A 13,218-nucleotide genomic window follows, 5' to 3' on the forward strand; every position below is an offset into this window, starting at 1 on the left:
GCGGCGCTTACGGCACTGCCCCCTCATCGCCCTGCCGTAAACTTCTCCCCGTCGGTGAGAAAGAACGGTCGTCTCGGCCGCCGCGTGCCCCGTGGCGTGAGTCGAGTTTTCGCCCGCAGAGAACTGTTTCCACGTCGCAGACCCCCACCCTCTATCCTGCCGGGGAGAGCCACGCGTCTCTCCCGTCCTTCGGACCCCCACAAGGGGGAGGGAGGTCGTCGGCGTGCCGCCAGACTTTGCACATCAGGTGCGAAGCCCGACGTTCAAGTCTCCCTCCCGTTGCGGAGGGATACAGGGCGGGGGTGGGATGACGGTCGCAGCGGTGACAACCAGCCGGGATGGCTCTCACGATGCCTGAACGCAGCTTTCAGCATTTCTGAATCGTGGATATTCATTATCCATGATAAGTGGTGTCCATGATCGGAGAGGCGAGATGAAACTGGGCGAGGGCGTCGAAGCCGCCATCCACTGCACGATGGTTCTGGCTACGCTGGGGCCGGGCGAGACGCTGCCGGCCGCCGCCATGGCCGAGGCCTATGGCATCTCCCCCAGCTACCTGCTCAAGCATCTCAAGACGCTGGTGGCCGAGGGGCTGCTGGAATCCGTGCCGGGGCCGAATGGCGGCTACAGGCTGGCGCGGGCGTCCGACAGGATCACGCTGCTGGACGTCGTTCTGGCGGTGGAGGGGAGGGCACCCGCCTTCCGCTGCATGGAAATAAGACAGGGTGGGCCGGTGAAGCTGCCGAAAGCGGTCTACGCCAAACCGTGCGGCGTCAACGCCGCGATGCTGAAGGCCGAGCGCGCCTACCGCGCAGCACTGGCCGAAACGTCGATCGCCGACATCGTCGCCGATTTCAACGCGGAGGCCGATCCGCGCGCGGTGGAGGCAGTCTGCGCCTTCGCCGAGCGCTATCGCCGCCCGCAGGGCTGAAAGTTTCAAACCGAAGGAGAAGCCAAATGAAACCCCGTCTGCAATTCTTCAATGTCGCCCCCGAGATCATGAACCAGGTGCTGGCGCTCAACGAGGCGGTCGAAAAGAGCGGGCTGGAGCGCAGCCTGCTGCACCTCGTCAAGCTGCGCGCATCGCATCTCAACGGCTGCTCCTACTGCGTGGACATGCATACGCGAGAGGCGCGGCAGGACGGCGAGAGCGAGCAGCGCGTCTACCTTGTTTCGGCGTGGCGCGAGTCGCCGCTCTACACCGAGCGCGAGCGCGCCGCATTTGCCTGGACCGAAACGCTGACCGCGCTTGCCGGCAACCATGTGGAAGACGAGGCCTACGAGGCCGCGCGCGCGCATTTCAGCGAGGAGGAAATGGTCAAGCTCAGCGTGGCCATCGGCATGATCAACGTGTGGAACCGGCTCTGCACCGGCTTCCGCGCCATACACCCGGTGGAAAAGGCGAAGGCCGCGTGAGGAAACGGACGGGCGGCGCGTCGACCGCCGCCCTTCTGGCCCTAATGATTTTTCTTCCACGCAAGGCCGGGCTCGGCTAGTGCCTGTATACATCAGGGGACGAGGCCGGAATTGAACGACACCGCCAGACCTGCGCCAGCAAGGCCCGCCGTGGCTCACGCCACGGGGCGGCGCAAGCTCGTAGGCCATCTGGCTATGGTGCTGTTCGCCGCGCTCGTCTCGGCTTCCTATTCCATCGGGGCGTTGGCCGCGCCCCTGATCGGGCCGGCGGCGATCAACGCGATGCGGTTCGTAATCGGCATCGCCACGATGGGGGCGGCCGTGATGATCGTGACGGGCGGGCATATCCCGAAGCCGCGCGCAAGCTGGCGATACCTGATCCTCGGCAGCCTGATGGCGACGTTCTTCGTCACCATGTTCATGGCGCTGCGGCTGACCGATCCGGTGTCGGCCGGCGCGGTGTTCACGCTGATGCCGCTGATGGCGTCGTTCTTCGGCTGGGTGTTCCTGGGCGAGGTGCCGCGCGGCGTGGTGCTGGCCAGCCTCGCATTTGCGGGCCTCGGCTCGATATGGGTCATCTTCAACGGCGATGTCGCCGCGATACTGGCGTTCCAGATCGGGCAGGGCGAACTCATCTTCCTGATCGGCGTTGCGGCGCACGCGGCCTACGCGCCGCTGGTGCGGCGGCTGAACCGGGGCGAGCACACCGCCGTCTTCACCTTCTGGACGCTGGTGAGCATCGGACTGTGCCTTGCCGTGTACGGCGCGGGCGAGATCGTCGAGACGGACTGGACCTCGCTGCCGCCCATCGTGTGGATCGCGATCTTCTACCTCGCCATCGTGACGGGGGCGGGCACGACGTTCCTGGTGCAGTTCGCGGCAATGCGGCTGCCTGCCTCCAAGGTGCTGGCCTACACCTATCTGAGCCCGACGCTCATCATCCTCTACGAGGGGCTGCTGGGGCACGGGTGGGCCAGCCCCGCCGTGTTGGCCGGCGCGCTGGTTACGGTGCTGGGGCTGGTGGTGATGGCGGCCTCGCGCGACAGCTGACGGGCGCCGTCTAAACCAATCGTTAACGCAAATCGGCAAGCTTGGCGCAAGGTTCAGCGGTGGCGCCAGGGGCCGTATGATAGTCATCAAGGCAAGCGGGTCGAACGATGTGAAGACGCTGCGCAAGCTGGCGCGCTCGCTTTCGGCCGAGCCAGCGGAGGTTTCGGTCGAAGACCTCGCGCCGCCAGCGCCCACGACCCGCAAGGCGTCGAAACCCAGCGTCAGCACGCTGCCCGGCGCCACGATCTCCGAACAGACGCGACAGGCGATCCTCAGCCTTCAGCCGGTAGATGTCGAAGCCAGCGGCGAATACGAGCTGAGTTAAACGGCGGACACGCTAGAGCCTTTCACATTTACACGGAATTTCGCGTGCAGCCGAACGCCCCCTTCACCACGCTTCGCGTGGTCCCCTTCCCCCGTTTACGAGGGAAGAACCAGCGTTGCGGAGCATCCTGACTGCCAAAGAAAGGCGGCTGACACCGCGCTCACGCCTTCGGCTTAAGCCCCTCGATGAAAAGCTGCTCGAGGAAGCGGGCGGCGTCTTCGAAGCGGCCTTCGCCGCCGCGGTCGGGGCCGAGCACGGCGCGGACCTGGACGTCGAAATCGGCGTAGTGCTGCGTGGTCGCCCAGATCGAGAAGATGAGGTGGAAGGGGTCTGTGCGCACGATCTTGCCGGCGCGCATCCAGCCGCGGATGATCTCGACCTTCTCGTCCACCAGCGTCTTCAGTTCGCCCTCGATCATCGGCAGGATGCGCGGTGCGCCTTGCAGGATCTCGTTGGCGAAGAGGCGGCTCTCGCGCGGGAAATCGCGCGCCATCTCAAGCTTGCGGCGAATGTAGCTGCGCAGTTCGGTCATCGGGTCGCCGATGTCGTCAAGCTCGCGCAGCGGCGCCAGCCAGGTTTCTAGCAGCCGCTGCATCAGGGTGACGTGAATGTCCTCCTTGGAGCGGAAATAGTAGAGCAGATTGGGCTTGGACATGCCTGCGGCATCGGCGATCTGGTCTATCGTCGCGCCGCGAAAGCCGTGCTGGGAGAACGCTTCCAGAGCAGCCTCAAGGATGATCTCGCGCTTCTCCGTCTGGATGCGCGTCCTGCGCTTCGGTTTCACCGCCTCCATCGCATTCCCACCCCTCGATGCGCCGCCGCGCGCCACGCTCTGGACCAATCGTCTGGACCAGTTTTCGCCTTGCCTGTGGAGCGCGAAGCGACGCAGGCAATTGCGTTAGTAATCCCTTGACCGCCCCTGTGGCGGTGCTAACGTTTGTCCAATCGGTCAAAAATTTGCGTAGCACATCTGCGCCCGAAGAACCAAGCGTTGGCCGAAACGAATGGGAACACAAAGGGGAAGCTTGGTCATGTCCAACAGGCTCAACGTCGCGCCGAACGATCTCAGCGCATTCTGGATGCCGTTTACGGCGAACCGTCAGTTCAAGCAGCAGCCGCGCATGCTGGTGGCCGCCAAGGACATGCACTACACGACCGCCGACGGCCGCAAGGTGCTGGACGGAACGGCAGGCCTGTGGTGCGTGAATGCGGGACACTGCCGGCCCAAGATCACCGAGGCGATACAGCGGCAGGCGGCCGAGCTGGACTATGCGCCGGCGTTCCAGATGGGGCATCCGCTGGCGTTCGAGCTGGCGAACCGGCTGGTGGACGTGGCGCCGGAAGGCATGGACCATGTGTTCTTCACCAATTCGGGTTCGGAATCGGTCGATACGGCGCTGAAGATCGCGCTGGCCTACCAGCGCGTGAAGGGCGAGGGCAGCCGCACCCGCCTGATCGGCCGCGAGCGCGGCTATCACGGCGTCAATTTCGGCGGCATCTCGGTGGGCGGCATCGTCACCAACCGCAAGATGTTCGGCACGCTGCTGACCGGCGTGGACCACATGCCGCATACGCATCTGCCGGGCAAGAACGCGTTCACCAAGGGCGAGCCGGAGCATGGCGGCGACCTGGCGGACGAGCTGGAGCGCATCGTGACCCTGCACGACGCCTCGACCATCGCGGCCGTGATCGTGGAGCCGGTGGCGGGGTCGACGGGCGTGCTCATCCCGCCGAAGGGCTATCTCCAGCGCCTGCGCGACATCTGCACCAAGCACGGCATCCTGCTGATCTTCGACGAGGTCATCACCGGTTTCGGGCGTCTGGGCACGCCGTTCGCCGCCGACTATTTCAGCGTGATCCCCGACATCATCACCACCGCCAAGGGTGTTTCCAACGGCGTGATCCCGATGGGCGCGGTGTTCGTGAAGAAGGAAATCCACGACGCGTTCATGGCCGGCCCGGAACACATGATCGAGTTCTTCCACGGCTACACCTATTCGGGCAATCCGATCGCGTCGGCAGCCGCCATCGCGACGCTGGACACCTACAAGGAAGAGGGCCTGCTGACTCGCGGCGCGGAGTTGGCGCCGTACTGGGAAGAGGCGCTGCATTCGCTGAAGGATGCGCCGAACGTCATCGATATCCGCAACATCGGCCTCGTCGGCGCGATCGAGCTGAAGCCCATCGACGGGCAGCCGACCAAGCGTGCCTTCTCTGCCTTCGTGAAGGCGTTCGAGAAGGGTTGCCTGATCCGCACCACCGGCGACATCATCGCGCTGTCGCCGCCGCTGATTATCGAAAAAGGCCAGATCGACGAGCTGGTCGACTGCATAAGAGACGTGCTGAAGGCGATCGACTGAGGTCGCCTTCGACCGCAGGGCCGGCGTCGGGAACCGCCGGCCTTTCGGATGACATTGAATGAGAGGAAGCCTGCCTATGGCCGCACCCGGCGAGAACCTGCGCATCAACCCCGACCGCCTGTGGGACAGCCTCATGGAGATGGCGAAGATCGGGCCGGGGGTGGCGGGCGGCAACAACCGCCAGACGCTGACCGACGCCGACGGCGAGGGCAGGCACCTGTTCAAGAAGTGGTGCGAGGACGCGGGCATGGCCGTGGGCGTCGACAAGATGGGCACCATGTTCGCGCGCCGCGAGGGCACAGACCCGTCGCTGCCGCCCGTCTATGTCGGCTCGCACCTCGACACCCAGCCGACCGGCGGCAAGTATGACGGCGTGCTCGGCGTGCTGGGCGGGCTGGAAGTCATCCGCACGCTCAACGACCTCGACATCAGGACGAAGCACCCGATCGTCGTGACCAACTGGACGAACGAGGAAGGTACGCGCTTCGCCCCCGCCATGCTGGCGTCGGGCGTGTTTGCCGGCGAGCACGACCTCGAATGGGCCTACGACCGCAAGGATGCCAAGGGCCTGCGCTTCGGCGACGAACTGGAGCGCATCGGCTGGAAGGGCGAGGAAGAGGTCGGCGGGCGGCCGATGAAGGCTTTCTTCGAGCTGCATATCGAGCAGGGGCCGATCCTCGAGGACGAAGGCATCGACATCGGCGTCGTCACCCACGGGCAGGGCCTGTGGTGGCTGCAGGTGACGCTGACCGGCAAGGACGCGCATACGGGCTCGACCCCGATGCCCAAGCGGCGCAATGCGGGCTTGGGCATGGCGCGCGTGACCGAGCTGGTGCACGAGGTGGCGATGGACTACCAGCCCGACGCGGTGGGCGCGGTGGGCCATGTCGAGGTCTATCCGAACTCGCGCAACGTGATCCCCGGCAAGGTGGTCTTCACCATCGACATCCGCACGCCGGACGCGCAGGTGCTGGCCGAGATGCGCGCGCGCATCGAGGAAGGCATTGCCACCATCTGCGAGGCGATGGATATCGGCTTCGAGGTCGAAGCTGTCGGCCATTTCGAGCCGGTGACGTTCGACGAGACCTGCGTGAAGGCGGTGCGCGACGCCGCCGAGCGCCTTGGCTACACGCATCGCAACATCGTGTCGGGCGCGGGCCACGACGCCTGCTGGATCAGCCGGCTCGCGCCGACGTCTATGATCTTCTGCCCCTGTGTGGACGGGCTGAGCCACAACGAGGCCGAGGAGATCAGCAAGGAATGGGCGGGCGCCGGCGCGGACGTTCTGTTCCACGCGGTGGTGGAGACGGCGGAGATCGTGGAGTAATCTGAATCACTTGAACGCGAACGTTGAAGCCGCTCGACAGAAGCCGGCTCCGACAATCAGGGGAACGAAAGAATGACAAAAGTCATCAGGAACGGAACCATCGTCACCGCCGACCGGACCTACAAGGCCGACGTGCTGGTGAAGGACGGCAAGATCGTCGCCATCGGCAACGACATTCACGGCGACCACGAATACGATGCGACCGGCTGCTATGTGATGCCCGGCGGGATCGACCCGCATACGCATCTCGAAATGCCCTTCATGGGCACCTATTCGGCCGACGATTTCGAGAGCGGCACGCGGGCGGCCCTTTCGGGCGGCACGACCATGGTGGTCGATTTCTGCCTGCCTTCGCCGGGGCAGTCGCTGCTGGAAGCGATCCAGATGTGGGACAACAAGTCGGGCAGGGCGTGCTGCGACTACTCGTTCCACATGGCGATCACCTGGTGGGGCGAGCAGGTCTTCAACGAGATGCCGGAGGTGGTGAAGCGCGGCATTCCGACCTTCAAGCACTTCATGGCCTACAAGGGCGCGCTGATGGTGGACGACGACGAAATGTTCTCGTCGTTCCAGCGATGCGCCGAACTGGGCGCGCTGCCGCTGGTTCATGCCGAAAACGGCGACGTGGTGGCGCAGCTTTCGCAGAAGCTGCTGGCCGAGGGCAATAACGGGCCGGAAGGCCACGCCTATTCGCGCCCGCCGGAAGTGGAGGGCGAGGCTACCAACCGCGCCATCATGATCGCCGACATGGCGGGCGTGCCGCTCTATGTCGTGCACACATCCTGCGAGCAGAGCCACGAGGCGATCCGCCGCGCGCGGCAGAAGGGCATGCGCGTGTTCGGCGAGCCGCTGATCCAGCACCTCGTGCTCGACGAGACCGAGTATTTCAACAAGGACTGGGACCATTCGGCGCGCCGCGTGATGAGCCCGCCCTTCCGCAACAAGCAGCATCAGGATTCGCTGTGGGCCGGGCTTTCGGCCGGCTCGTTGCAGGTGGTGGCGACGGATCATTGCGCCTTCACCAGCGAGCAGAAGCGCTTCGGCGTCGGCGACTTCACCAAGATACCCAACGGCACGGGCGGGCTGGAGGACCGGCTGCCGGTGCTGTGGACCTTCGGGGTGAACACCGGCCGGCTGACGCCGAACGAGTTCGTCGCCGTGACCTCGACCAACATCGCCAAGATCCTCAACATGTATCCCAAGAAGGGCGCGATCCTCGAAGGGGCGGACGCCGACATCATCGTCTGGGACCCGGAGAAGACCAAGACGATCTCGGCAAAGGCGCAGCAATCGGTGATCGACTACAACGTGTTCGAGGGCATCGAGGTGAAGGGCCTGCCGCGCTACGTCTTCACGCGGGGCGAGGTGGCTGTGAACGACGGCAAGGTCGAGGCGAGACCCGGCCATGGCGAATTCGTCGCTCGCGAGCCGCACATGGCGGTCAACAAGGCGCTTTCGACGTGGAAAGAGGTCGTCGCGCCCCGCAAGATAGAGCGCACGGGCATTCCGGCGACGGGGGTTTGAGGGGCGATGCATTGTATCTGTGGATATAATCTGCCCACCAAGGGTGGACGCTTCTTGCCGGGTCATGACCAGAAACTGAGGGCTGCAATCGAGCATGAAGCAGGAGGGATTGAGGCTCTGCGATTGATCGTTGAAAAGGCGGTAGGAAAGTCAATCGTAGTTGAAGCGGAACAGAAATCTGTATGAGCGTCGTCCAAGCCCAAGGCCTCGGTCTCACTTTCAATACCAATGACGGGCCGGTTCATGCGCTTTCAAACGTCAACCTGACCATCGAGAAGGGCGAGTTCGTTTCGTTCATCGGGCCGTCGGGTTGCGGCAAGACGACCTTCCTGCGCGTGATCGCAGACCTCGAGCAGCCGACGGACGGGACCATCACCGTGAACGGGCTGTCGCCGCGCGAGGCGCGGGAGGCGCGGGGCTATGGGTACGTGTTCCAGGCGGCCGGGCTGTTTCCGTGGCGTACCATCGAGCGCAACGTCGCGCTGCCGCTGGAGATCATGGGCTATCCGAAGGTGGAAATCGCCCAGCGCATCGCCCGCACGCTCGACCTGGTCAATCTCAAGGGCTTCGAGAAGAAGTTTCCGTGGCAGCTTTCGGGCGGGATGCAGCAACGCGCGTCGATCGCCCGCGCGCTGGCGTTCGATGCCGATCTGCTCTTGATGGACGAGCCGTTCGGCGCGCTGGACGAGATCGTGCGCGACCACCTCAACGAGCAGCTTCTGCAACTGTGGGACCGCACCAACAAGACAATCTGCTTCGTCACGCACTCGATCCCCGAGGCGGTGTACCTGTCGACCAAGATCGTCGTGATGTCGCCGCGCCCCGGCCGCGTGACGGACGTGATCGAGTCCACCCTGCCGAAAGAGCGCCCGCTCGACATTCGCGAGAGCCCCGAATTCCTGGCGATCGCGGCCCGTGTCCGCGACGGCCTGAGGGCAGGGCACAGCTATGATGATTGAGGCGACGGCCACATGACGGACCGTTTTCGCGACAAGATTCTGCCGGTGACGGCCATTCTGCTAGCCATCGTGGCGGCCTGGTATGTCGGGGCGTACATGCTGAACGCGCCGTTCCAGCGCGATCTGGACCGCAGGGCGGGGGAAACGCCGACGTTTTCCGAGTTCGTCGTGAAGACCATGACGCAGCCGAAGCCCACGCTGCCCGCGCCGCATCAGGTGGCGGTGAATTTCTACGAAAACACGTTCCTGCGCTCCGTCACCTCGGCGCGCAGCCTCGTCTACCATTCGTGGGTGACGCTTTCATCGACGCTGGCAGGCTTCGCGATGGGGACCCTGCTGGGCATCGTGATCGCGGTGGGCATCGTGCATGTGACGACGCTCGACCGGAGCCTGATGCCTTGGATCATCACCTCGCAGACGATCCCCATCCTCGCGCTGGCGCCAATGATTATCGTGGTGCTCGCGGCGGTGGGGATCACCGGGTTGCTGCCCAAGGCGCTGATCTCGACCTACCTGTCGTTCTTCCCCGTGGCCGTCGGCATGGTGAAGGGCCTGCGCTCGCCGGACGCGATCCACCTCGACCTGATGCGGACCTACAATGCCAGCAAGGCAGAGACGTTCTGGAAGCTGCGGCTGCCGGCCTCGGTGCCGTTCCTGTTCGCGTCGATGAAGGTCGCGGTCGCGGCGAGCCTGGTGGGCGCCATCGTCGGCGAACTGCCCACCGGGGCGGTGGCAGGCATCGGCTCCAAGCTGCTTTCGGGCTCCTACTACAGCCAGACCATCGACATGTTCGCGGCGCTCGTGGCCGGATCGGTGGTGGCGGTGCTGCTTGTGACGGCGGTTGGCCTGACCGGGCGCATCGTCGAACGCGCGATGGGAGCGCGACCGGCATGAGCGGGCTGCGCGTTTCATGGCAGGGCGGGCTGGCCGCACTTCTGGCGCTGGCGGCGCTGCTGATGCTGCCGATTGCCGAGCCGTCGGCAGGCGGACCTTCGGTGACGGCCGCGATCCTGCTGCTGGTGGCGCTGGCCATCGCGGTGGATGCAGCGCCGGCGGGCACGATGGTGCGGGCAGCCGCGCTGCTGGTGGGCGCGCATGCCGGGGTCTACCTGCTGCTGGGCGATCTGGGCAGCGTCAATGGCGCGGCGCGCGGGGCGTTCTACCTGCTTCTGGTATCCTGCTGGCTGCTGGCGTGGCGGCTCGTCAGCGTGCTGTCGTCGATCCGCGCCGCCAGCCGGACGGGCGAGGTGGCGTTGAGGCTGGTCATTCCGTTCCTGTTCGGCGTGTGGATACTGGTGCTGTGGGAAGCGATCGTGCGCGGGGCGGGCATACCCTTCGTGCTCCTGCCGCCGCCATCGGCCATCGCCGCGCGGATCGGCAACTCGCTGCCGATCCTGGCTGCCGACGTGAACCAGACCATCTTCAAGGCGGTGCTGGTGGGCTATGTGATGGGCTGCGGGGCGGGCTTTCTGGCGGCCATCGCGGCTGACCGTTTCGTCTTCATGCGGCGCGGGCTTTTGCCGGTCGGCAACATGGTATCGGCGCTGCCGATCATCGGCGTCGCGCCCATCATGGTGATGTGGTTCGGGTTCGACTGGCAGTCGAAGGCCGCCGTCGTGGTCATCATGACCTTCTTCCCGATGCTGGTGAACACAGGGGCGGGGCTGGCGGCATCGGGCCATATGGAGCGCGACCTGATGCGCACCTATGCCTCGGGATACTGGCAGACGCTGTTCAAGCTGCGGCTGCCGGCCGCGATGCCTTTCATCTTCAACGCACTCAAGATCAACTCGACGCTGGCGCTGATCGGAGCCATCGTGGCCGAGTTCTTCGGGACGCCTGTCGTGGGCATGGGCTTCCGCATTTCGACGGAAGTGGGACGCATGAATGTCGACATGGTGTGGGCGGAAATCGCGGTTGCGGCGCTCGCGGGTTCCGTCTTTTATGGCGTGATTGCTCTCCTCGAGCGAGCCGTCACGTTTTGGCATCCGTCTATCCGTGGTGGGTAGGCGCAAATCCAGAGGGTAACAAAATGAAGAAATACATCGTATCGATGCTGGCCGGCGCGATGTCGCTGGCTGCCGCGCAGGCGTGGGCCGCCGACGCGGTGACGCTGCAGCTCAAATGGGTGGCCCAGTCGCAGTTCGCCGGCTATTTCGTGGCCAAGGACAAGGGCTTTTACGAGGAAGAAGACCTCGACGTCACGATCAAGCCGGGCGGCCCGGACATCGCGCCCGAGCAGGTGATCGCCGGCGGCGGCGCGGACGTGGTTGTGACCTGGATGGCGGCGGCGCTGGCCGCGCGCGACAAGGGCGTGCCGCTCGTCAACATCGCGCAGCCCTACAAGAAGGCCGGCATGCAGCTCGTCTGCCCGACCGACGGGCCGGTGAAAACCACCGACGACTTCAAGGGCCACACGCTGGGCGTCTGGTTCTTCGGCAACGAGTATCCGTTCTACGCCTGGATGAACAGCCTGGGCATCCCGACCGAAGGCGGCGCCGACGGCGTGACGGTGCTGAAGCAGTCTTTCGACGTGCAGCCGCTGATCCAGAAGCAGGCCGACTGCATCTCGGTGATGACCTACAACGAGTACTGGCAGCTGATCGACGCCGGCTACAAGCCGGAAGACCTGATCGTCTTCAACTATACGGAAATGGGCGTCGACCTGCTGGAAGACGGCCTCTACGTGATGGGCGACAAGCTGGAAGACGAGGCGTTCAAGGACAAGATGGTGCGGTTCGTGCGGGCCTCGATGAAGGGCTGGGAATACGCCATCGCCAACCCCGAGGAAGCAGCCGGGATCGTCATGGACAATGGCGGCCAGGACGAGGCGCACCAGGTGCGCATGATGGGCGAGGTGGCCAAGCTGATCGACCAGCCGGACGCCAAGCTGATCCCCGAGGCGTACGAGCGCACCGCCAAGGCGCTGCTGGACCAGAAGATCATCGAGAAGGAGCCGGAAGGCGCCTACACGACCGACATCACCGACGCGCTGTAAGCGTTTCGGGGTTGCGAACGGGGAAGGGGCGGGCGACCGCCCCTTTTTCGTTGGTGGCTTCTAGCCGTCGTCTGTACCGCGCGCCTGCCGTTCTGCGGCAGCCCTGACGTCGGAGGAGGCATTGTCGCCGTCACGCAGACACAGCGTAGCGCGCGGTCGTGGCCACACGTATTGAGTGAAGGCGTTGCACCGCCTACCTGTGTGGTAACTCCTCTCCAGCCTCTGGCGGTATTTTTATGAAGAAGATCGGATTTCTCTCGTTCGGCCACTGGTCGCCATCTCCGCAATCCGGCACGCGCTCGGCGGCGGATGCACTGCTGCAGTCGATCGACCTTGCGGTCGCGGCAGAGGAGGTGGGCGCGGACGGCGCGTATTTCCGCGTGCACCATTTCGCGCGGCAGCTCGCGTCGCCGTTTCCGCTGCTGGCCGCGGCGGGCGCCAAGACCAGCCGGATCGAGCTGGGCACCGCCGTGATCGACATGCGCTACGAGAACCCGCTCTACATGGCCGAGGATGCCGGTGCCGCCGACCTGATCGCCGGCGGGCGGCTGCAGCTCGGCATCAGCCGGGGCTCGCCCGAGCAGGTGATCGACGGCTGGCGCTATTTCGGCCTCGTGCCGCAGGAGGGCCAGAGCGACGCCGACATGGCGCGCGGCAATGCGGAAGTGTTCTTCGAGCTGCTGAAGGGCAAGGGGTTCGCCCAGCCCAACCCCAGCCCGATGTTTCCGAACCCGCCCGGCCTCTTGCGGCTGGAGCCGTTCTCGGAAGGGCTGCGCGACCGCATCTGGTGGGGAGCGGCTACCGACGCCACGGCGATCTGGGCGGCGAAGCTGGGTATGAACCTGCAAAGCTCGACGCTGAAGTTCGACGAGACCGGCGAGCCGCTGCACGTGCAGCAGGCCAAGCAAATCCGCGCCTATCGCGAGGCGTGGAAGGAAGCGGGTCACACGCGGGAGCCGCGTGTCTCCGTCAGCCGTTCGATCTTCGCGCTGGTGAACGACATGGACCGCGCCTATTTCGGCCGCGGCGGCGAAAGCACTGATCATTTCGGCTACATCGAGCCGGAGAAGCGTGCCGTGTTCGGCCGTACCTATGCTGCAGAACCCGATGTCCTGATCGAGCAGCTGCGCGGCGACGAGGCGATCGCGGAGGCAGACACGCTGCTGCTGACCGTGCCGAACCAGCTCGGCGTCGACTACAACGCGCATGTGATCGAATCGATCGTGAAGCATGTCGCGCCGGGCCTCGGCTGGCGCTGA

At 65.0% G+C, this 13,218-nt stretch carries 13 protein-coding genes; 12 read left to right on the top strand and 1 reads right to left on the bottom strand.

Translation table 11 applies throughout. The features are described from left to right. Positions 1-433: 433 nt before the first annotated feature. The 4 genes from FY036_RS10835 to FY036_RS10850 all read left to right on the top strand — a co-directional run bounded on the left by FY036_RS10835 (position 434) and on the right by FY036_RS10850 (position 2,791). Positions 434-931 (top strand): RrF2 family transcriptional regulator, encoded by a 498-nt coding sequence (locus tag FY036_RS10835; protein WP_148914749.1) that lies wholly within the window; start codon positions 434-436, stop codon positions 929-931. A 26-nt stretch (positions 932-957) separates the two neighbouring features. Beyond that, positions 958-1,416 (top strand): carboxymuconolactone decarboxylase family protein, encoded by a 459-nt coding sequence (locus tag FY036_RS10840; RefSeq protein ID WP_148914750.1) that lies wholly within the window; start codon positions 958-960, stop codon positions 1,414-1,416. Between the two features lie 150 nt (positions 1,417-1,566). Continuing rightward, entirely contained in the window at positions 1,567-2,466 is a 900-nt protein-coding gene (locus FY036_RS10845; RefSeq protein WP_235897633.1) for a DMT family transporter, read from the top strand. Between the two features lie 76 nt (positions 2,467-2,542). Next, positions 2,543-2,791 carry a hypothetical protein gene (locus tag FY036_RS10850; RefSeq protein ID WP_148914751.1) on the top strand — a complete coding sequence of 83 codons (249 nt, stop codon included), beginning with the start codon at positions 2,543-2,545 and terminating at the stop codon, positions 2,789-2,791. 160 nt (positions 2,792-2,951) lie between these two features. On the opposite strand, the gene FY036_RS10855 is transcribed toward FY036_RS10850, so the two are convergent. After that, positions 2,952-3,584, bottom strand: coding sequence for a TetR family transcriptional regulator C-terminal domain-containing protein (locus FY036_RS10855; protein WP_148914752.1), 633 nt, complete (start codon positions 3,582-3,584; stop codon positions 2,952-2,954). A gap of 238 nt (positions 3,585-3,822) precedes the next feature. On the opposite strand from FY036_RS10855, the gene FY036_RS10860 reads away from it, so the two are divergent. From FY036_RS10860 to FY036_RS10895, 8 genes are all read left to right on the top strand, one after another. Next, complete coding sequence (locus FY036_RS10860; protein WP_148914753.1) at positions 3,823-5,151, top strand: aspartate aminotransferase family protein; 1,329 nt, start codon at positions 3,823-3,825, stop codon at positions 5,149-5,151. A gap of 76 nt (positions 5,152-5,227) precedes the next feature. After that, positions 5,228-6,478, top strand: coding sequence for a Zn-dependent hydrolase (locus tag FY036_RS10865; RefSeq protein WP_148914959.1), 1,251 nt, complete (start codon positions 5,228-5,230; stop codon positions 6,476-6,478). Between the two features lie 72 nt (positions 6,479-6,550). Continuing rightward, on the top strand, positions 6,551-8,002 hold the full coding sequence (gene hydA / locus FY036_RS10870; protein WP_148914754.1) for a dihydropyrimidinase: 1,452 nt from the start codon (positions 6,551-6,553) through the stop codon (positions 8,000-8,002). A gap of 182 nt (positions 8,003-8,184) precedes the next feature. Continuing rightward, entirely contained in the window at positions 8,185-8,961 is a 777-nt protein-coding gene (locus tag FY036_RS10875) for an ABC transporter ATP-binding protein (RefSeq protein WP_148914755.1), read from the top strand. A gap of 12 nt (positions 8,962-8,973) precedes the next feature. Beyond that, positions 8,974-9,855, top strand: coding sequence for an ABC transporter permease (locus tag FY036_RS10880; protein WP_148914756.1), 882 nt, complete (start codon positions 8,974-8,976; stop codon positions 9,853-9,855). After that, positions 9,852-10,970: an ABC transporter permease gene (locus FY036_RS10885; RefSeq protein WP_148914757.1), complete on the top strand. Its 1,119-nt coding sequence runs from the start codon at positions 9,852-9,854 to the stop codon at positions 10,968-10,970. Before FY036_RS10880 ends, FY036_RS10885 begins: the two co-directional genes overlap by 4 nt. A gap of 23 nt (positions 10,971-10,993) precedes the next feature. Beyond that, positions 10,994-11,959, top strand: a complete 966-nt coding sequence (locus FY036_RS10890; RefSeq protein WP_148914758.1) for an ABC transporter substrate-binding protein — start codon at positions 10,994-10,996, stop codon at positions 11,957-11,959. Between the two features lie 236 nt (positions 11,960-12,195). Further along, positions 12,196-13,218, top strand: coding sequence for an LLM class flavin-dependent oxidoreductase (locus FY036_RS10895; protein ID WP_148914759.1), 1,023 nt, complete (start codon positions 12,196-12,198; stop codon positions 13,216-13,218).

Source organism: Neoaquamicrobium microcysteis (genome assembly GCF_008180155.1).
GTDB classification, from domain to species: domain Bacteria; phylum Pseudomonadota; class Alphaproteobacteria; order Rhizobiales; family Rhizobiaceae; genus Aerobium; species Aerobium microcysteis.